This window comes from Pseudomonas sp. 57B-090624, from assembly GCF_003234055.1.
Taxonomy (GTDB): Bacteria; Pseudomonadota; Gammaproteobacteria; order Pseudomonadales; family Pseudomonadaceae; genus Metapseudomonas; species Metapseudomonas tohonis.
Window position 1 is genome coordinate 8,638 of sequence record NZ_QKRU01000081.1, and the last position, 22,307, is coordinate 30,944.

At 69.6% G+C, this 22,307-nt stretch carries 4 protein-coding genes; all 4 read right to left on the minus strand.

Annotated features, from left to right (window positions below; translation table 11 throughout):
* Positions 1-16,605, minus strand: a 16,605-nt coding sequence (locus tag DMX10_RS27440) for a leukotoxin LktA family filamentous adhesin (protein ID WP_218281343.1), incomplete at its 3' end; no start/stop codon positions are given.
* Between the two features lie 113 nt (positions 16,606-16,718).
* Positions 16,719-17,447 (minus strand): response regulator transcription factor, encoded by a 729-nt coding sequence (locus tag DMX10_RS27445; RefSeq protein WP_111264071.1) that lies wholly within the window; start codon positions 17,445-17,447, stop codon positions 16,719-16,721.
* A gap of 64 nt (positions 17,448-17,511) precedes the next feature.
* Complete coding sequence (locus tag DMX10_RS27450) at positions 17,512-20,220, minus strand: ATP-binding protein (RefSeq protein WP_111264072.1); 2,709 nt, start codon at positions 20,218-20,220, stop codon at positions 17,512-17,514.
* A gap of 143 nt (positions 20,221-20,363) precedes the next feature.
* Positions 20,364-22,142 (minus strand): methanol/ethanol family PQQ-dependent dehydrogenase, encoded by a 1,779-nt coding sequence (locus tag DMX10_RS27455; protein ID WP_111264073.1) that lies wholly within the window; start codon positions 22,140-22,142, stop codon positions 20,364-20,366.
* Positions 22,143-22,307: the final 165 nt, after the last annotated feature.

The following is a 22,307-nucleotide window of genomic DNA, read 5'->3' on the forward strand; positions in this document are numbered from 1 at the left end:
ACGGGTGACCTGGGCGTCGGTGCCACGCAGGTTCCAGCCCTGCCCCGCCTCCAGGCTGCCGAGTCGCAGGCCGTCGCGCAGGGTCATGTCCACCGCTCCGCCGACCTTGGCGCTGCCGATCTCGCTGGGGCCCGCATCCAGGGTCCATCCGCCAGTGGCGTCCAGGCGTTCGAGGTCGAGGGCGCCGGCCAGGGTCTGCCTGACCTGCCCGTTGACGCTGGCGCTGCCGAGACGCGCCGAGGCGGCCTGCAGCGTCCAGTCGCCGCCGGCCAGCAGCGCCTGTTGGTCCAGCATGCCGCTCAGCACCTGCTGCACCGCGCCCCGTACATCCGCACGGGTGACCTGGGCGTCGGTGCCACGCAGGTTCCAGCCCTGCCCCGCCTCCAGGCTGCCGAGTCGCAGGCCGTCGCGCAGGGTCATGTCCACCGCTCCGCCGACCTTGGCGCTGCCGATCTCGCTGCGGCCTGCATCCAGGGTCCAGCCGCCGGTGGCATCCAGGCGTTCGAGGTCGAGGGCGCCGGCCAGGGTCTGCCTGACCTGCCCGATGACGCTGGCGCTGCCGAGACGCGCCGAGGCGGCCTCCAGCGTCCAGCCGCCGCCAACGTACAAAGCGTCTGCCTGCAGGTCGCCATCATGGGACTGCACCAGCGCACCACCGAACGTCGCGGTCCCGAGGGTCGCGGACGCACTGTGCAGGTCGCCGGTGCCGGCGACGTCCAGTTCGTCGATGCGCAGTTGCCCGGCCAGCTGGGCCCGGAGGCCGCCGAGGTGGCTGCGCAGGGTGTCGATGCCAAGCGCGTCGCCCACCAGGTCCAGGTCCCGCTGGGCGCTCAGCGCACCCAGTTCGACCCGGCCATTGCCGCGCAGCTGGACGCCGTCACCACTGCTCACCCGATCGAGCTTCAGGTTGCCCAGGGAACGCAGCCACTGACCTGCACCGCTGTCCAGGCTGCCGCCCTGGATGCCGGCCGCCAGGGCCAGGTACAGCGCCCCGGTGGCGCTGTCCACCTCGAGGCGCCGGGCCGCCAGCTCGATGCCCTGGGCCTGCGAGCCGATGTCGCCAAGGGCGGAGAGCCGCAGCACGCCGTCGGCCTGCCAGCGGCTGCCCGCGGCGAGCCCGGCCAGGCTGGCGGCCTGGATATCCAGGTCGCCGCTTGCGATGGTCACATCGCCCAGCCGCACGTCGCCGCCACTGGTGAGGCTCATGCCGTGTCGGGCCTGCAGGCTGGCACCATCGACCGTCGACCAGCCACCGGCGATGTCCGCCACCAGGCCGCCGAGTTGCCACTGGCCACCCTGGTGCAACTCGCCGACCTGAGCCAGGTCGAGCGTGCCGTCCACGCTCAGGGTGCCCAGGCGCAATACGCCCGGTTGACTGGCGAGGCCCTGCAAGCCACCGATCCAGGCGTCGCCGCCCAGGTCCAGGTTGATCTGCTGCGAGGCGGAACCGGTGCCCAGTTGCAGCCGCTGCCCGACTGCACCGGTGGTGCCGCTGACCTTGAGATCGATCTGGCCGCCCAACAGGTTCTCGCCCAGCTGGCTGGCCGAACGCAGGTTGCCCAGCACCTGCAGCGACAGGCGCTCGACGCCGGTCAGGCGATCGAGGCTGAGGTCGCCGTGCTGGACCAGGTCCAGCAACCGTGCCCGGGCGGTGAGGTCTCCGGTGACCGCCAGGTTCAGTGCCTGCTTGCCACCGATGGCGCCGCCGGTCGCCTCCAGGGTCACGTCGTGGCCACGGATCACCACCTTGTCGCCATTGGCGCTCTCGATGCTGCCATCGGTCTTCAGGCTGATGCTGCGGCCGTCGAGGGCGAAGACGTTGAAGTCCTGGTCGCCGCCGAGGAACAGGTCGCTCTGGGCCGTGGCGGTCAGGGTGCCACTGGCCTTGACGTTGACATCGTCGCGTTGCGCGACCCGGATCAGCAGCGGGTTGCCGGCATCGAACTCGATGTCGTCGCGCTCGGCGGACGCCAGGGCGGCGCGCTGCTCGTTGGTGAGCGAGGCGGTCTTGCTCAGGTCGATGACGATCGCATCCGCCTTGAGGCGACCGATGCGCGACGCCTCCAGGGTGACATTGCGCCCTTCGATGTTATTGGCCTCGCGTACCACCGAGCCGCCGTCGTCCCGCCGCAGCAGGCTGGCGGCGATGGAGTAGCGCAACTGGTCCTCGCTCCACGTGGCCGTCTGCTCGAGGCTCCTGAGCTCGGCATCCTGCAGCTGATAGGTGAAGTTCGGGTCGTAGGTGGTTCCGCCGTAGGTGGCATGCAGCGCCTGGTAGTCGGCCATGCGCCGGGCCTCCTCGCTGGCGATCCGCTGCTCGCTCCAGCCCAGGCCTGCCAGTTGCTCGCGCTGGCCGGCGCTGAAGGCGGCCTGGCTCGCGTCGAACGCCACCTCGCCCCCCTGGCGCAGGCGCCAGTACTGGGCATAGCGTTGCTGCCCGGCCTTGATCAGGGCGCCGCGCTGCTGCGCCATGGCCTCCTCGGCCGCGCTTCCGGTCAGCCCCATGCTCGTCCAGAGCCGCTGCAGCTCCTCGAGCGCGCGGTCGTCGTAGCCCAGCTCGCTGTTGCCGTCATAGAGGTTGCCCGAGGCCACCTTGACCCAGACATCGCCACCGGCCTTGAGCTGATCCAGCCAGAGATCCCCCCCCACTTCCTCGAGCTGGATGTCCCCCACCGCGCTGGCGCGCACCAGGCCCTTGGCGCCGTTGCCGGAGTCCAGGCGCAGTGCATGACCGGCGCTGCCGACGCTGCCATGGGTGGAAACCAGCTCGATTGCGTTGCCGGTCACCGTCATGCCACCGATGCCGAGGATGTCGCCCTGGGCGCTGAGGCCGATGTGCTCGCCACCCGCGCTCAGGCGGCTGAGGTTGACCCCGCCGTTGAGCGCCTTGAGGTCGATGCTACCGTTGCGACTGGAGGCGCCCAGGCTGCGGGTCGCCTGGACACGCAGGGCCTGCTCGCGGCTACCGATCGACTGCCCGGCGTCCAGGTCCAGGTCGCGCGCCGCGATCACCAGGTTGTCGCTGTTCTGCTCCAGGGCGCCGTCGACCTTGATCGAGGTGCTGCCGCTGAGGTTGTACATCGAGCCGCGCAGGGTGACCGAGCCCTTGGAGATGAGGTCGATCAGCCCGCTTTCGCTGCCGATGAAGCTGATGTCGATGGGCCGGTCGGCCTGCACCGCATAGCGGTTGATCTCCTTGCTGCCCGAGCTGTAGACGCTGGTCTTGGTGGTCCGGTAGATCTGGCACCAGATGAAGTGCGCCTGGCAGTAGCCACCGCTGTATTCGTTGATCTTGACCGGGTCCTTGGTGGTGTAGGTCTCGTTGACGCGGGCGATCTCACCCTGGCCGATGCCCACCCGGAAGGCCGCCAGGATCGAGTTGTCCGGATCCTGGTCGGCCAACTGCAATGCGTAGCCCTGCATGATCGCGTTGAGCTGGGCGTCATCGACGAAGCGGTAATTGCGAATCAGGTTCTTGTCGATCCTGTACAGCCCGCTGGTGGAGCCCATGTACTCCGCACCCGGGATCGCCGTGCTCTGCCCCTTGACCGTGTTCTCCCAGGCCAGGGTGCCGTCCCCGGTGGGGATGAAGCCCCAGAAGGCATCCCAGTATTCCTGGCGGGTGGTGGTGGTGCTGTCGTCGCGCCCCGTCAGCCAGACATAGGAACGCCCCGCCGTGGTGGTGTAGGTCGCATCGCGTCCGGCGCTGCTGCCCTTGAGGGTCAACGGGCCGTTGCTCCAGCCTTCGTAGCGCTGCACCTGGTCGCCCACGCGGGTATAGACGGTGGACCAGAGGCGCTCGCCACCGATCTGCTGGCCGTTCTCGCCACGCCCCAGGTCGTTGATGCGCAGGGTGCCTTCGACGCCGTTGCCCAGGTCGAGCCCGGCGATTTCCAGGCGACGACTGGTGTTGTTGGTGATGTGCACCTGGCTGAAGCCGTCGAGCACCTTGAGCTGGCCCTTGCCCGTGCTGAGGATGTGCCCGGTCAGCTCCATGTAGCCCCCGCCCACCTGCACCTGGTCCAGCACGATGCTGTTGCTGTCGAAGTCCCAGGCATAGCCGAGCGTGCCGGTGCGCGCGTCGGTCTGCACCAGTTGCAGCCGGTTGCCGACCGCCTGCGAGCGCAGGCTGTCGAGATTGGCGAAGCGCGACTCGTCGATGGTCACGCGCCAATCCGCCACGCCACTCTGGATCAGGCCGTTGATGTTCAGGTAGAGCGCGTTGATCACCACGTTCTGCCCGGCGACCGTGGCGGAACCGTTGTTGTAGAGGGTGCTGCCGTTGTTGTTGCTGGCCGGGTCTCCACCGATATGCACGAAGGCATTGGGATTGTTGAGGACGAAGTCCTGTCCGGCGCTCAGGCTGAGCTTCTGCGCACGGATATCGGCATTGGCGTAGATGCTGCCGTACTTGGCGCTGAGCTCGATCTCGCCACGCTTGTTCAGCAGGCTGCCGTTCACGTAGATGTCGGCCGCCGGCATGCTCAGGCCGGAGACGTCCTTGGGATTGTCGGCGGGGTTGCGCAGGTTCTGCACCAGGATGCGCGGCGCGGCCGAGTTCTCGGCGACCGTGATGCTGGCGAACGACACCGTGCCGGTGCCGGGCTTGTTGGCACTGCGGATGCTGGTATTGCCGGACATCCTGGCGCCGTTGAACAGCAGCTGGCCGCCGACATGGTCGGGAATCTCCAGGCCCTTCAGGCTGAGGAAGGCCTCGCTGTTGTTGATGATCTCGATCTTCGCGTCGCCCGGTGCATTGAGCTTGCCGCTGCCGATCAGGGCATCGCCCTGGACCAGGATGTTGCCCGGCTTGGCCAGCACCGGGTCGATCTCCAGCAGCCAGATCTTCAGGCCCTGGGGCAGCGTGCCCTCGCCCGAGATGGCACCGGGCTTGTCCACCACCTTGCCGCCGATCTGCTCGTAGAGCCGGGCCAGGGTCTTGTTCAGCAGCGTGCGCTCGGCCTCGAAGGCCGCACGCTCGACGGCGGAGATGCCGTAGTTGGACAGGCGATCGTTCAACTCCTGCAAACGCCGGGTGAGCAGTTGCGAGTACTCGCCCTGGCTCAGGGTCCAGGTGATGCCGTCGCTGGCCTCCTGCATCACCGGCACCACGGTCAGGGTGCCCCGGGTGGAGGCATTGAGGCTGGCCGGGTCCACTTCCTTGCCATCGAGCAGATACTTCAGCCCACTGATCACCAGCTTGCGCTGGCTGTAGACGCCGGCGTCGAGCTGGCCGTCGATGCGCACCAGGCCCTGCGCCTCGTTGCGCGTGCCGCCACCGGTGATGTCCAGCGATACCTGGCCGACGATCGCCCCCAGCAGGTCCGCCGCGGCCTGTCGATAGAGGTCCCTGCCCACGCCCTTGCCAGAGAGCACGCCCTGGCCCTGGCCGGCATACGCATGGATGTCACCCACGCTGCGCAGGCCGCTGCCGGCCTCCACCTGCAGGTTGCTGCTGCGGATGTATTCCGCCGCCGCTGCGGGGTCCGTCACCACCGGGAAGGCGGTGTTGTTCCACAGGTCGGTGCGTGCGGTGAGTTCGGCACGGTTGACCGCGCCGTCCAGGCCATGGCCGGCCAGCAGGCGCAGGTCGCCGTAGGCGAACAACGCCGCGTTGCCACGCACCTGGGCCAGGTAGTCGGCCTTCACCCGGGCCAGGCTGCTGCCGCTGGCCGCGCCTGCGGCCCCGTAGGTCTTGGCATTGGCGTTGCTGTCGATGGCATAGGCGCCACTGGCGGCGAGCACCAGGTCGCCCACGCTGTAGAGGTCCGACCGCTCACCGATCCGGGCCTCGGCGTTGCTCTTGAGCACATCGATCGACGACTCGGCCCGGGCGATGCTGATCGCGCCGCCGCTGTCGAGTTTCACCCGGTCATAGGCATCGACCCGGTTGAACGCCTGGATCTCCAGCTTCTGCGGATTGCGCCAGTCACCCTCCACGCGCAGCCGCACATCGTTGCCGACCAGGCTGCGGGTATCCAGGGCAATGGAGGTGAGGCTGCGCGCCGCCGCCGCATCCAGCACGCCGCCGGAGCCGGACTGCACGTTGTAGGCCGTCGCCTGGGGCTTGCTCACCAGCGCGCGTGCGCTCTGGCTGTAGCCCTGGCTCTCGATCCGGGCGCCGTCCAGCAGCAGCGCGCTGGTGGCCAGGTCGAGGTCGTTCTGTGCATGGGCGCCGCTCACCCCGAGCAGCGCCGCGCTGGTGCTGTCGACGAAGCTGTTGAAGCGCGACTGCTGCAGCGCACTGAGCGCCAGGCTGCCGACCTTCATCACGCCATCCTGGGCACCGCGTGCCCACAGGCTGGCGAGGGTGCGGCTGCTGTCGGCGGTTTTGCCGACGGCGGCGGCGCCACTGACCAGGCCGCCCTGCCCGGCCCGGGCCTCGGCCTGGTTGTCCTGGCTGCCCAGGGCGCTGACCTTGAGGCTGCCCAGGGCGCTTTCGAAATGCCCGGCCACCTCGGCCAGGGTCTGCGACTGGGACAGGGCCTGCGCCACCGTGGCCCCCAGGGCGAGCAGGCCGCCGAGCTTGCCATCGGCATAGGCACGCTGGCGAACGTCGGTCTCGGCGAGGAAGGTCCAGTTGCCGCCCGCCGCGCCACCGAAACGACTGCTCGCATCGGTATGCAGCAATGCCTTGCTCAGGGAACGGGCCGTGGCCACGGCGGCATTGGCCGATAGGCCCACGCCACCCGCCAGGCTTTGCGCCTTGACGCTGGAGCTGTCGGTATCGCCATCACGCAGCACCCGGCTACGCAGCTGTCCCTGGGTTGCGGCGAGCTGCGCATCGCTGCCCACGCCCAGCTCCGCGACCGCGCTGTTGAGGCTGTCCACCAGGCTGCCGCCCGCCGACAGCAGGCCGCCCAGTGCATAACCCTCGCTGCTGGCCTGCAGGCGGCTGCGCACCTGGGCATCCAGGTCGAGCGCCTGCGTGGCGATCAGCGCCGCACCGCGCCCCACCATCAGCTTCGCCTGGGAGGCATCGCGCGCCAGCAGCACCACGGCGTTCAAGCCGCCCAGGATGCCGCCGCTGCTCCCCCAGCCCTGCACCTTGACCGGCCCCGCCGCCAGGGCGGAAAGCAGGACATTGCCGGCGCGCAGCGCGGCATTCGCCGCCACGTCGAGGCTGACGCGGCTGTCATGGGCCGCCACCCCGAGCACCAGGCCGGCCCCCGCCAGGCCGCCCACCGCCAGGCCGGAAGCCTGGACATCCAGCGCCTGCGTATCGACGGCCCGGCCCTCGATGTCGCCGCTGACCTGTACCGCCCCACCCAAGGACGCACTCACGCCGTTGTTGAGCACCGCGGCCGCCACGGCGCCGCCCACCGCGCCCAGCGCGGCGGCCTGGCCGCTCAAGGCGTGGACGAACATCGCGTGGGTGTAATCGCCATCCTGCCCGGCGATGGCCTTGTCGCTGGCGGCAGCCCGGATCGCCAGGCTGGCGGCCTTGAGGTTGCCGTTCAACAGCTCCGCGACCACCTGGGCATTGGAGAGGCTGAACGCCATGGCCGCACCGTAGGCACCGCCGGCGAGGCCGGCACTGCCGGCCTGGTTGCGACTGGCGAGGCGGTCTTCGGCCGTCACCCGCGCAGCGCCGCTGAGGCTGACCTGGCTGTCGCTGACACGCGCCACGGTTTCGTGGGTGCGCGGAGTGTTGCCCCGCAACCGGTCACTGACGGTGACGGTGGAGCTGGCATTGACCCGGGCCAGGTCCTGGTCGTCCTTCACGCTGACGCGGACATAGCTCTGGCTTGCAGCGTCCCAGACCACCTCCTCGTGGCTCAGCTCCGCGACCTGTCCCTTGCCGGTGATCGTGTCGAGGCTGGCGAGCGTGCCCTTGCCGTCCTTGTCCAGATAGCTCAGCGGGTCCACGGCCGCGTCGCCGGTGCCGACCTGGGTGGCGCCACTGCCCAGTAGCAGCAGGCCGATGCTGCCGCTGAGGCTGGCGAAACCAAGGCCGCCCGAGGTCGTCAACAGCTCGGCATACCCTTCACGCAGCGCGTCCACCGCCAGCGAGGCGGCCTGCACACTGCTGCGATCGAGCAGCGCACGGGTGGCGCTGTTGGCCACTACCACGTTGGCCGAGGCCCCCAGTGCGGCCGCACCGACCACGCCCGAGCCGACGTTGCCGGTCACCCGCAGGTTGTCATGGGCGACGATGTTCAGGTCCCCCAACGGGTTGGCCGCGGTACCGAACTGAGCCTGGCCCGCTCCCGCCTCCGTGGTGGTTTCAACGACCTGCACCAGAGCCGAACCGGCAACGGCGCCACCGCCTGCCGCCGCCCCCACCAGGTTGCTATGGAGCTCGCTCGTGCCAGTGGCCAGCACGCTGGCCGACCCGGCACGTACCCGGGTGTCGGCCAGGCTGTCCGGCGCACCGGGAGCCTCGCCGACCCAGGCACGGGTCAGCGCCTGGTCGAGCACCAGGCCGAAGTTGGCGCCCACGCCCACCAGGCCGCCCGCCAGGGCCAGTGCATTGGCACTGAACTGCTGCAGCGCATCGGCGCTCACCCGCAGGCTGCCAACGTCCAGGTCACTGCCCTTGTCCACCCGCGCCTCGGTGGTGCCCTTGGCGATGATCAGTGCCACGTTGCCGGCGCCGCCCACGATGGCGCCCGCCGCGCTGGCCAGGACGGTGCTGGCGAACTGGGTGGAGCCGGCACGCACCTCGGCCGCTCCGCGACTCGATACCCGCGCGCTGCTGATGACGGCCTGGGTCTGGCGCTGGATGACGGTGCTGTCCAGCGCACCGGCCACCGCCGCAACCCCGAGGCTTAGAGCCCCGCTGGCCAGGTAGCCTGAGCTCAGCGCATGGCTGGCGGCACCCACCAGTACCTGCTGGGCGGCATCGGCGCCGTCGGCCTGGTTGATCTGGGCGGACTCGATGCTGGCGCGGGTGACCCCGCCGATCACGTTGCTGTTACCCAGTGCCGCGACCGAAGCGCTGTACAGCGGCACGAAGGAAACCGACCCCGCCGCCGCCAGTTGGCCCACCTGCTGGACGGAGCTGGCTTGCACGGCCAGCCCGCGGAACTGCCGGGAGCCCAGGGCGAGGCCGGGAATGGGGTTGAACTGTTCGGCGTTGCTCCACAGGCGCGCATCCTTGCTGGGCCCGTTGAGCAGCACACCGTTATCGATCGTCGCGGCAGCGCCCAACGCGAGGGCGCTGACGCGGGTTTGCGCGCCGGTTATCCCGGCGGTGGTGCTGCTCTCGATGACGTTGACCGTGGCGGAGCCGCCGACAGACGCGGTGCCGCTGCCCATGAAGGCACCGGCCGCGCCGCTGATCTGATCGGTGGTGCGGGCCGATACGCCGACGTTGTTGCGGGCCAGGACCCAGGCGCCCTGTTCGATGAAGGCCCGGGCGGAACTCTGGATGACGTTGGTGGCGGCCGACCCGCCGACCGAAGCGGTGGAGGACACCGCACCACTGATGGATGCCGAGCGGATGGTGGCGGCGGAGTGCGCGTCCAGGCTCAGGTCGCTCAGGCTCCAGCCCTGGGTGCCGTTGCGCCCGAGCAACCGGGCCTCCACCTGGCTAGCCACGCGGTTGACCGAGGTCGCCACGCCCACGGCAGCCGTGCCGGCACCGGCTGCGCCGCCGGACAGCGCCGCGATGCTGGAGCGATCCTCTGCCTTGACCTTGAGCACACCGGCCACGCCGGCGCTGCCGTCGATCTGCGCGCGCGTCACCGCGCCAATGTTGTTGCTGGCGTTGGAGAGCGCGACAGCTCCCGTACCGCCGACGCTGCCGCTGACCGCCAGCGTACGGATGCTGCCATCGGTGACGGCCGAGACCTCCACCGACGAGGTGCCGGCATCCACCGTGCTGGCGCGGACCCGCGCGATGCGTTGCTGCTCGATGGTGCTGATGGCGACCGCTCCGGCGCCCGCACCGCTGCCGCCGACCTGCAGGTTGCCGGCCCCGGTGTAGATATCGGCCGCCCCCTCGCTGACGCTGATCTTCACCCCGCTGGCGCCGGACACCGTGCTGTCGTCCAGGCTGGCCCGCTCCTCGCCCTTGATCACGTTGATCGCCAGGGACGCGCCCACCGCCGCCGAGCCGGCACCGGCGCCACCAATGGCCAGGGAGCGGATTCCCGAAGAGCCGCCGCTGAGCAGGCTCAGCTTGCCACCGAGCTTCAGGGTGCTGTCGCTGACCTGGGCGATGCGTTGCGCCAGGATCACGTTGTTGGCGTTGGCCACGCCGACCGAGACGTTGCCGGCGCCGCCGACCGAGCCGGCCAGGCTCCAGATCTCGCGGTTGCCGCGGTTCGCATTCAACTCCAGGCTGCCCACCTCCAGGTGGCTGGCGCTGATACCGGCCTTCTCGCCCCCTTCGATCACGTTGCTGGTGGAGGAGCCGGAGATCGCCGCCGTGCTGGCTCCGGCACCGGACACCGCAGCGGCGTAGATGGCCTGGTCGAGGCTGGCGCTCAGCGCCGCGCTGGAGAAGCCGTTGATAGTGCCCTTGTCGATGGCTGCGCTGCGCTGGGTACCGATGCGGTTCACGGAGAACGCCCCGCCCACGCCGGTATTGCCCGAGCCGGTCACCTGGCCGGAGAGCGAGGCGATCAACATCCCCTGGCCCTGGGCCGCGTCCAGTACGAGGGCCTTGCCGCTGCCGCTGGTGCGCAGCGAGCCCCCGGAGATCGTGACGCTGTCGCTGCCGTCGATGTTGTTGACCACCACGGAGCCGCCGACGCCAGCCGTGCTGCCCCCGACGGCGTTGACGCCGACGCCCCAGATCTGGCCATCGAGCCCCGACGACAGCTTCGCCGAGCCGGTGAGTTCGACATCGCTGTCACTCAGCGACGCCTGGCGCGTCGCCTCGATGAGGTTGATGGCGATGGCCGAACCGACCCCGGTATTGCTGCCGCTGGCCGCCAGATTGAAGGCCAGCGAGCCGATCAGCGCGCCCTGCCCGGCCTGGCTCGTGCGGATGACCAGGTCGTCGGCGCCCACCCGGGCGTTGCGCAGCAGGGCCTGGGTGGAGTCGGCGATGCGGTTGAAGGTCAGCGCGCCGCCCACCGCGACATTGCCCGAGGTGACCGCCGCCGAGATCGCGGCGCTGATGATGCGGCTCTGCTGCGCCGCGTCCAGGGTCAGGTCGCCCCCCAGCTGGTAGCGCCCTTTCTCCAGCAGGGCCTCGACCCGCTGTTGCATGTCGCTGATGCCCACGGCGCCGCCGACGGCGGTCGAGCCGCTGCTGCCGGTGATGTTGCCGGCCAGGGAGTACTGGCCACCGCTGCGCTCGGCGCTGATGCCGAGGTTCCTCGCCTTGAGGGTGCGGTCGCCCATGTCCAGCCCGGCGAGCACGGTGCCGCGCCCGATCAGCGCGGTGGCCGAACCGGACACGCCCGCCTCGGCGCTGCCGGCCCCGGATACCGCGGCGGCCAGCACATCGGCGCTGTGCCGGGCAGCGATGGTCAGGTCGCCACTGAGATCGACCTGGCTGTTGGCCAGCTTCGCGGTGTAGCCACTGCCGGCGTAGACCAGCGCGAGGGAGCCCCCCACGCCAGCCTTGCCACCCGACGCCCCGAGGCTGCCGGCCACGGCCAGCACCGCCTCGCCAGCGATATCGCCGTCGAACAGGTCACCGGGGCCCTGCTTGCCGTTGAGCAGGTCCTTGTCCACATCGCCCTTGACCTGGATGGCGGAGACGGTCGTGCCGCCGCCCAGGTCCAGGCCGCTGTCCAGCAGCGTCGCATCCGCTGCGCCGGCGAACCGGGCGTCCAGCGCGGAAGCGCCGGAAACGCTCTGTGCGGTCAGGTTCAACGCGCCGCCCTGCAACGACGACAGCACGGGGCTGCCGCCCCCCGTGGGCGAATAGGCGTCGATGCGCGCCTTGACCTGGTTGGCCAGCACCAGCGCCAGCAACGATCCCGCCCCCGCGCCGCTGTCACTGCCGGTGCTGACGGCCCCGGCCAGGGCGCCGGCCAGCACCCGCGAGGCGCTGGCGGCGGCGACATCCATGCGCGCGAAGTGACTGGCGCTGCTGCCCAGCCATTCGGCGGCCAGCTCATTGGCCAGCACGCCCACCACCAGCGAGCCGCCGGCGCTGCCGCCATTGCCCTTGCTGCCGGCGAAGGCGCCGCCGCCGAGCATGACCCGGGCCCGGTCGTAGGCGCTCACCTCGATGCTGCCAGGCGCCGCCTCGCGTTGCTCCACCTGGCTGTTCTCCACCCGCGCACGGGTGCGGTTGCCCATATAGGCCGCCGAGCCGGAGAGCGCCACCGCCACGTTGGTCTCGCTGCCCGCCGTGGCTGCGGCCAGGCCCAGGCCCATGGCGATCTGGTCCCCGGCGCTGAGGGCCTGGACCTGGAGCAGGTCGTTGCCACGCAGCAGGACGTTGCCGACCCGGGCATCGGTCTCGTTCATCAGGTGGTTGTAGGCCAGCGCACCCGAAAGTGCGGAGCTCGACTCGCTCTTCTGCTTGCCGGCGAGGGTCAGCGCCCCGGCCCCGGAGCCGCTGAACTGATGGGTCTGGTTAAGCGCCAGGACCTGGACCTTGCTGCCGCCCTGGGCCGGGTCACGCGGGTCGAGGACGATGTCACCGAGGTCGGCCCGGCTGCGCTGGCGGGAAACGTTGATGCTGCTCGAGCCGGCAGCGGCGATGGAGAAGCCCTTGCCCTGCCCGCCGGAATCGCTGCCGCCACCATCGGGGCCGGAGCCGGCATCCTGCTTGCCGAACATCTTTTTAATGCTGTCCCAGCCGCTGGCGATCTTCGAGGGCGCCTCGCTGACAGCGTCCTTGACCTTGCCAGCCGTACTGGCCAGGGAGCTGAGGGCCGGGGTGACGTTGACCACGCCCAGGGTGATGGATTGCAACAGCGCCTGGCCGAAGCTGTCCGCCAGCTCCACCGTGGGCTTGCCGATGTCCCCCGCCTTCTGGGTGGCGTCCTCCTGCTGCTTATTCTCTTCCTTGCCCTTGACCACGGCCCCGGCGATGGCGAAGGCGCCGCTCTGCCCGGAACTGAGTGCCTGCACGTCCAGCAGGTTGGCCTTCCAGATGCCCTTGCCGCTGGCGTCGAGCCCCTGGCCCATCACCGAGGGGCGCCAGTTGCGGTTGTTGCCCACCAGCGCGTCGACGTCGGTGGTCAGCACATTGAGCGCCAGCCCGCCGCCGACGCCGGCCCCCGCGCCGAAGGCCACGGCCCCGGATGCGGTCCACAGGCCCAGGCGGTGCTCGGCCTGCACGCCGACACGCCCCGCCTCCACGCTGGCGGTGTTGTGGATGGAGGCGTTGACGGTGGAGGTCAGGGTATTGGCCACCGCCGCGCCGTTGGCCGCGGCGCTGACGCCGGACCCCGCCGAGGGGCTGATGGCGAGGATCAGGTCGTCCTGCAGCGCCTGGACCTGGACACCGCCGGCCTTGACCACGGACTGCGCACCGATGCCCGCCACCGCCTTGCTGGAAACGGTCTGCACGTTGAGCGCTCCGCCCAGGGCCGTGGGCTTGCCGTCCGAGGGGGACGCCGCCTCGCCGCCGACGTTGGTGCCGAACAGGAACATGCCGATATTGCCGGCGATCGCCAGTTGCCCGAGCTGGTTGCCGGCGGCCAGGGTAATGGGCTGCGCCCAGTCCCAGCGGCGGTCGCTGGCCATGGCGCTGAGCGGGATGAGCTGGCCCTTGCCGTCACGGCGCTCCGCCAGTTGGGCCAGCGGGCTGCTCTGCCAGGGCTGCTCGCCGGTGGCCAGCGCATCCAGGCGCACCTTGTCACCGACCCAGGCGCGGGTGTCCACCAGGTTGGTGAGCACCGAGACGGAGCCGGTGATCGCCAGCTCGTCGGAGGTGCCCTGGGAGTTGGCGTATTGCGTCGAGAACTTGCCCGCCAGGTCGCTGGGCCAGCCCGACAGGCTGATCATCCGCTTGCCGATGTCGCTCAGCGAACTCCAGCGGTCGAAGCCATTCAGGTTGAGCGGCTGGATGTAGTTGGCGCCGATGCCGATGCGCTGCGCGGCGATCTGCGCGCCGTCCCCCACCAGGGCGCGGGTGCCCTGGTTGAGGGTGGCGATGGCCACCGCCATGCTCAGGGAGTAGTCGTTCTGGTCCGAGCCGCGCTTGGAACCATTGACCGTGCTGTTGGACAGGTTGTGCAGGTTGCGGATCTCCTGCAGCGCGGTGTGGCTGAGGTCGCCGCTGAGGCTCAGCTGGCTGCCCTTGCCGATGCTCGCCTCGGCCTGCTGGTCGCTGACGACCAGGGCGAGGGAGGCGGCGAGGCGGAACTTGCTGTCGCTGGGCTGGGTCGGGTTGACCTCCTTGAACTTGCTGAGGACGAAGTTCTTGATCGGGTCGACCGTGCCCATGGCGCGGAACTTGATGAAGTCGGCCAGGCTCTTGCCGGCCTGCGAGGTGGCCTCGTTGTGCTGCCGGGATACCAGGTTGGTGGCGCTGACGTTGAGGTTGCGCGCACCGCTGAGGTTGGCATCGAAGGCCGCCCGGGTGTCGCTGTCGAGCACGCTGAGGGCGAGCACCGCGCCGCCTGCGGCACCGTTGCCGATGGATTTGAAACTGGCCGTGTTGCTGATGTCCTGTTCGCTGAGCGCCAGCACGCTGACGTCGCCACGGGTGTTCAGCGAGGCGCCGGCGTTCACCTGCGCGGTGGTGGTCAGTGCCGTATTGGCCATGGCGGCGGCGAAGCCGGTGGTGGTCGCCGGCTTGCCTTCGGCATCATGGCCGTTGGACGCCTCGGCCTTCACATCCAGCTTGTTCTCGCTGTGGGCCTGCACGGCGATGCCCTGCCCGCCCTTGAGCACGGCCCCCGACTTGACCTCGACACGGGTCACCCCGCTGATGCGCCCGAAAGCGACGCCGGCGTTGAAGGGGATGAGGCTCTGCACCACGGGAATGGAGAAGCTTTCGGTCCCGACGTTGCGGGTGCTGTCGGCCTTGACCAGCAGGGAGCGGCTGGCCTGCAGGCTGGCGCCATCGAGCACTTCGACCGTGGAGTCGGCCTGGGCGATGGAGACCGCCAGGAAAGGGATGAGCGCCGTCAGCTCGCTGAAGTCGGCCGGGTCGACGCCGAGGGCCTTGAGCTGGTCGGGATCGTTCAGCGAGCCGATACCGGTGATCGGCTTGATGATGTCGCCGATCACCTTGCCCCAGGCCGCCTCGTCGGACCAGCCGTTCTCATTCTTGATGCGCAGCACGTCCGCCTTGATCGCGGCACTGTCGAACAGCGTGCCGAGCCGCGACGGATCGACAATGGCCACGGCATTGCTGGCCAGGCTGATGTCGTTGCCCTTGAGGGTGCCCGCCACCTTCACGCTGGCATCGGCGGCGGAGTAGCCCCCCAGTTGCCGGCTGATCGCCGTGGCGCTGACCTTGATGTCGCCCTGCCTGGATTCCTCGGCATGGCTGGCATCGAGCACCGCGCCCTTCTCGATATTGACGCTGGCCACGCCCCGCTCCGGCGCCAGCAAGGTGTTGGGCTGTTTGCTCAGCCTGTCGGTGAGCTCGGCGACCGTCTGCACCTGGTCGCCTTCGCAGAAGGTGCAACCGCCATCGCTGACGGCGCTGACCTGGATGTCCCCCGAGCGGCCGGCACCGCTGGCGCGGGTGCTCAGGGTCGAGCCCGTGCGCAAATTGACGGTGCTGGCTTCAAGGGCGATCTTGCCGCCGTTCTTGCCGGCAGCGCCCTGGGTGGAGATGTTGGCGGTCGCGGTGAGCTCCAGGCTCTGGCCGCCGGACACCGAAACGTTGGCGCCGCTGCCGTCCGCCATCAGGGCCGCGAGTTCGCCGGATACCGTCGCCGAATCGCGTCCGACGATGCGCACGGCGCCATCGGCGCGCGCCACGGCCTGCCCCACCGCCAGGCCCTCGGTGTTCACCGTGCCGCGGAACACCGCGTCGGCGATGTCCTTGCCACCCTCGATGCGGGCACCATTGGCCACCACGGCGGCGGCGCCGAAGATGTTGACCGAGCCGACGGCGTTGACCCGGCCCTTGATCTCCACCTTGCCGCGCTCGGTGCCGATGGAGTCGGTGAGCGTGCCGGCGTCGTTGTAGAGGCCGTTGCGCAGGTCGTCCACCAGGCGCGCGGTGCCGTCCGCCGACAAGGTGCCGACGGCGCCGGAGAGTTGCTGCATCTGCTGGGTGGACGGCGTGGTGATGGTCAGGCTGCCGACGTTGACCACGCCACTGGCGCCCACCACCAGCCCATGGGGGTCGGCGAAGATGATATGGCCGCCGATGCGGTTGCCATCGGCGAGCACGCCATTGAGGGTGCCATTGATGACGACGCGCGAGTCGTGCACCAGGTTCACCAGGTTGCTGGCGCCACCGGGCACGTAGAGGTTGACGGTATTGCCGCTGCCCACCTGGAAGTGGCTGAAGGAGTTGAAGCCGGTCTGGCCACGCACCGTTTCGGTGGTGATGTCCGTCACCGAGCCCTTGGTGGCGATGTTGGTCGCCGTGCCGGCGTAGTGGATGACGGTGTCGCCGACCAGGTAGGAGCCCCCCGCCGCGACGATGTTGTTCGATTCGGCCCAGGCCGACGGCACGCCCATGCCGACGAGGATGGCCGCCGCGATGCGGCTTGGCTGGAAGCGCTGGACCGGAAGAACGCAGGGTGTGGTTCGGGGGGAGAAGCGCTCGACCGGCATGCTGGACCTCACTGTCACGAAAGGAAATTTCACGGATGGTGAATTTTCTCTATTCGCTATAAGCGAGGGCTAGGAGACGCCATTCATGCTTGTGAATGGCTATTCATACGGTCCTAGGGCACGGGGCGGCTGCCGAGCTCGTCGTCGGTCGCCAGCCTGTAACCCTTGCCGTAGACCGTCAGGATCAGTTGCGGCCGATTGGCGTTGAGCTCCAGTTTGCGACGCAGGCGTACCACCAGCGCATCCACGGTGCGCACGTCGACCTGCTCGTCGGTGCCCTGGCCACGCCGCACGCAGTGGAGCAGGTCGTGGCGGCTGATGGCATTGCCCCGCCGCTCGATCAGGCCGATGAGCAAGGCGAACTCGCCGGGGGTGAGGTTCACGTCCTGGCCCTGCGGGTCGTAGATGCGCCGGCGCAGCAGGTCCACGCGAAAACGCCCCAGGTGCAGGTTGAAGTCGCCGGCCCGCTCTGTCCCGCCGCAGCGGCGCAGCAGGCTGCGTACCTGGGCCTGGAGGATGTTCAGGTTCAGCGGCTTGGTGAGGTAGCCATCGGCGCCGGCATCGAGCCCCACGACCCGGTCGTAGTCCTCGTCGCGCACTGTCACCAGGATGATGCCGAGCTGCGGATGGCGGCGGCGCAGCTGCGCCGTGACGGTCAGCCCGTCCAGGTCGGGAAGGCCGATGTCCAGCAGCACCAGCGCCGGATTCTGGGCCTGCACCAGCTCCAGGCACTGCCAACCCGAGTCGGTGGCGTGCACCTCGTACCCCGCGCTCTGCAGGTAGAGCACCATCATGTCGCGGATCTCGGGAGCATCCTCCACCACCACCAGCTTATCGGCCATCACTCCATTTTCCCTGTTTCGGACCGGCGCGGATTCTGACTCAAAGCGGCGAAGGCTTGCCACCTCATGCGTCAGTTCGCCTCAGGGCGGCCTCGACCGCGAGCCGATCCTCGAGCAGCACCAGGTGGCGGTCGAGCACCGCCAGCAACGCCGGGACCTGCTCCGGACGGCGCGTATGCTCCGCTGCCTGGGCCAGTTGATCGAGCCCGAAGTTGAGCGTGCTGCCCCGCAGGCGGTGGCACAGCGCCTCCAGTTGCTCGGTGCCCCGCCCGCCATCGGGCAGCGAGGCGAGCGACGCGCGTATGTCGCGCAACGAGGTGCACAGGGTCGGCAGGAGGCGATCGAACAGCGCGGCGCCGAGCCAGCCGCGCAGCATCGCGAGACGCTCCTGGGACAGCTCCTCGGTCGGCGGCGCGGCCACCGGGGCGGGCGACTCCCAGTTTTCCAGCACCGCCAGCAAGGCCTCGCGATGCAGGGGTTTGGCCAGCACGCCGCTCAGGCCGGCCTCCCGGCACTGCTGGGGGTCCAGGTCAGCCGCGTTGGCGGTCAGGGCCAGCAGCAGCGGCCTGGGCTCGCTGGCCCCTTCGAGGATCCTGCGGCTGGCGGCGAGCCCGTCGATGTCGGGCAGGCGCATGTCCATCAGCACCAGGTCGTAGGGGGCGGCCAGGCAGGCGGCGACCGCCTCCAGGCCGGAGCGGGCCGTGCCGACCTGGCAGCCCCAGCTCTGCAGCAACTCGGCGGTCACCAGGCGGCTGACCTCCACGTCCTCCACCAGCAGCACGCGCATGCCCTGCAGCAGGGCGACGTCGTCCTCGCCCGGCTCGGGCTCGTCGACCTCCGGCCAGGGCAGCGCCAGGCGGAGGGAGGTGCCGCGACCGGGTGCGCTGTCCAGGGTCAGCTGCCCGCCGATCAGGGCGGCCAGCCGCGCGCTGATGTACAGGCCCAGGCCGATGCCGGGGCGGTCGGATAGCGGGTCCCGCACGAAGGCATCGAAGATGCTGGCCTGCAGCTCGGGGCGGATACCGGGGCCGGTGTCCCGAACCTCGATGAGGAGGCCGTCGCCGTCCCTGTCCAGGCGGATGACCACCTCCCCGCTCTCGGTGAACTTCAGGGCATTGCCCAGCAGGTTGAAGAGGATCTGCCGCAGCGGCTTCGGGTTGCCCAGCACGAAGGCCGGCAGGCCGGCCGCGCAGGCGGTCGAGAGCCGCAGGGCGCGTGCCTCGGCCTGGGGCTGGAAGATCGCGGCGCACTCCTCGGCCAGGCGCATGGGGGAGAAGGCCTGGGCCGGGGGCAGCTCCAACTTCTCGGCGCGGCTGAGCAGCATCAGGCCGTCGAGCACGTCGGTGAGGCTCTGCGCCGCGCTCTGTACGGTCTCGATGCGCTGCTGCTGGCGACCATCCAGCCCGCCCTGGTCGAGGAGCTGGAGGTGCCCCTGGATGGCCACCAAGGGCGTGCGCAGTTCGTGGCTGAGCATCGCCTGGCGCTCCAGCGACTGTTGCGCCTCGTGCAGCGCCTGGTCACGGGCCACCGCCAGCGCCCGGGTGCGCTCGTCGACCCTGGCCTCCAGCGAGGCGTTGAGGCGCTGGAGATCGTCGCGCAACTGGTTGCTGTGCTGCAGCGCGGCGATGACCCGGCTGCCCACCACCAGGCCGTGGGAGAGGAGGAAGAACAGCACCCCCACCGGGATGAGATTGAGCGTCGAGACGCTGAAGGAGTACATCAGCAGGTCGTTGACGATGGTGGCGTCCATCACCACCATCCCCAGCAGCACCCACAGGGCACCCGCCCGGCGACGCCTGGCAGCCAGCAGCAGGGCGCCGAGGAAGTACAGCTCGCTGAGCAGCAGCCACAGGGCACAGGGGTCGCGCAGCAGGGTGAAGAAGTGCGCGGGCAGCAGCAGCGTCAGGGCGGCACCGAGCACACCCACGCCGGCCAGCAGCACCACGAGCCGGCGCGACAGCTCCCTCGGGAACAGGCGCAGCAGGAGGAAGCCGTAGGCCGGCGCGAACAGGTGCCCGGACAGGTACTCGATGCGGTAGATCCAGAGCGCCGGCCATTGCAGGTAGTGGTCCAGCAACTCGCCGCTGGAGGCCGCGCGCATCCCGGCCAGCACCAGCATGGCGGCCAGCGGCGCACCGCCCAGCGAGCGCGCCGCGCTGCGGTCGAGCAGGCCCATGAACAGCGCCATCATGAAGGCCGCGCCGACGGTCAGCAGGTAGAGGGCACGCTGGCGGCTCGCGTCCATCTGCAGCGTCTGCAGGGTGCCGGCCCTGACGGCCATGTCGATGCCGCCCTCGTGGTGGAAGTGGTTGGACAGCTCGATGCGGATGTCCACCTGCGTGTGCCCCTGTGGCAGGGGCACGATGGCCGATTGCAGGCGCGGCACCTCGTCCTCCGCATCGCCCGGCCGCCCGCGCTCCAGCACCAGGGCGCCGTCGACCCAGACCCGCGCCGCCGACTTGAAGTCATCGAAGTACAGCGCCAGCTGGCGGGCATGGGCAGGCAGCAGCAGCTGGCTGCGCAGCTCCACCCGGCCGAACCCCACCTCCCCCCAGAAGGTCGGGGTGCCCTTGCCCCAGGTGAAGGGGATGCGCACCTGCTGCTCGGCGCGCTCCGGCTCGATCCAGGTCAGCCGCCAATCGCCATCCAGCGCGTGCATGGGCTGCAGCTCGGGGTTCCAGTCACGCAGGTCGATGGGGGCGGCGGCCTGTGCCGGTGCGGCGAGCAGCCACGACAGCAGGACGAGGCAGGGAAGCAGGCTGAGACGGATCACGAGCGAGGCGCTCCTCGGGACGAGAGGCCGGCACGCAACGCTGACGGCGGGGAGCGCAGTCTAGGGGATGAGGAGGCAGGCTGTGAATCCACCCTGCCGGAGTGGGCAGAGCACGGCGGCACCGGGCCGCCGCGCCCGCTCCGTCAGCGCTTGGCCACCAGGTCCTTGGGCAGCTTGAAGGTCCAGATCATGCCGCCCTGGTCCAGGTCCTTGATGCGCTTGGCCACCTCGCCGCCCCACAGCGGCACGGCGCCGCCCCAGCCGGAGACCACGGTGACGTACTGCTCGCCATCCATCTCCCAGGTGACCGGGGAGGCGATCACGCCGGAGCCGGTGTTGAACTCGTAGAGTTTCTTGCCGGTCCTGGCGTCGAAGGCCATGAGGAAGCCTTCCGGGTTGCCGGTGAACACCAGGTTGCCCTTGGTGGCCAGCACGCCGCCCCACAGCGGCGCGTAGTTTTCATAGCGCCAGACTTGCTTGCCGGTCTTCGGGTCGATGGCGCGCAGCACGCCGATGTAGCCTTCGTTCAGCGGCTTGATGGTGAAGCCCGCGCCCAGGTAGGCCGCGCCCTTCTTGTAGGTCACGCCCTCGTTCCACATATCCATGCCCCACTCGTTGGAGGGCACGTAGAACAGGCCGGTGTCCTGGCTGTAGGCCATGGGCATCCAGTTCTTGCCACCGAGGAAGGACGGCGCGACGAACACCGAGGTGCCCTTCTTCGCATCCCCCGGTGCACCGGGGCGGTGGGCGTCGTCGTAGATGGGCCGGCCGTTCTTGTCCAGGCCCTTGGCCCAGGTGACCTTGTCGACGAAGGGGAAGCCGCGGATGAATTTGCCGTTGGTGCGGTCGAGCACATAGAAGAAGCCGTTGCGGTCGGCGGTGCCGGCAGCCTTGATGGTCTTGCCGCCGTCCTGGTAGTCGAACGACACCAGCTCGTTGACGCCGTCGTAGTCCCAGCCGTCGTGCGGGGTGGTCTGGAAGTGCCACTTGATCGAGCCGTCCTCCGGGTTCAGCGCCAGGCGCGAGGAGGAGAACAGGTTGTCGCCGGGGCGCAGGTGGGAGTTCCACGGCGAGGGGTTGCCGGTGCCGATGAACAGCGAGTCGGTGCTCGGGTCGTAGTAGCCGCCCAGCCAGGGCGCGGCGCCGCCGGTCTTCCACAGGTCGCCCGGCCAGGTCTTGCCCGCTTCGCCGCCGGAGATGCCGTTCTCGATCGCCTTGCCGTCCTTGTAGACGTAGCCCATGTGGCCTTCCACGGTGGGGCGGCTCCACAGCAGGTTGCCGGTGGCGGGGTCATAGGCCTCGATCTTGCCGACCACGCCGAACTCGCCGCCGGCGACGCCGGTGATCAGCTTGCCCTTGGCGATCAGTGGCGCGGCGGAGATGGAGTAGCCGGCCTTGTAGTCGGCCACGGTCTTCTTCCACACCACCTTGCCGGTGTCCTTGTTCAGCGCCACCAGCTTGGCGTCGAGGGTGCCGAAGATCACCAGGTCGCCGTACAGGGCCACGCCCCGGTTGATCACGTCGCAGCAGGGCATGATGCCGTCGGGCAGGCGCGCGTCGTACTGCCAGAGCTTCTTGCCGGTGCGCGCGTCGGCGGCGAACACCCGCGAGTAGGAGGCGGTGACGTACATCACGCCGTCCTTGATCAGCGGCTGCGCCTGCTGGCCGCGCTGCTTCTCGCCGCCGAAGGACAGCGCCCAGACCGGACGCAGCTCCTTGACGTTGTCGGTGTTGAGCGTGTCCAGCGTGCTGTAGCGCTGGCCCTGCTGGTTGAGGCCGTTGACCACGATCTGGTCGTTGCGCTTGCCGGCATCGCTGATGTCCTGGTCGGTGACGCCCGCCCAGGCCGACAGGCTGGCGAGGGTGATGGCGGCGAACAGCGCCGTGCGGACGAAAGGCTGGGTGAAACCGGTGGGGTTCATTGCGGCTACCTCTGCGGGCTTGTTGTTGTCATCCGGGAAAATTTCCCGGTCTGCCGCGAATTCTTGGTTCGCCCGCCCTCCCCGCCAATTCACCTCAGTGCGGAGATTCGTAGTTCCTTGGTAGCAATACCGGCCCACCCGGTTCCAGGGGCGCTGGGTGGGCAC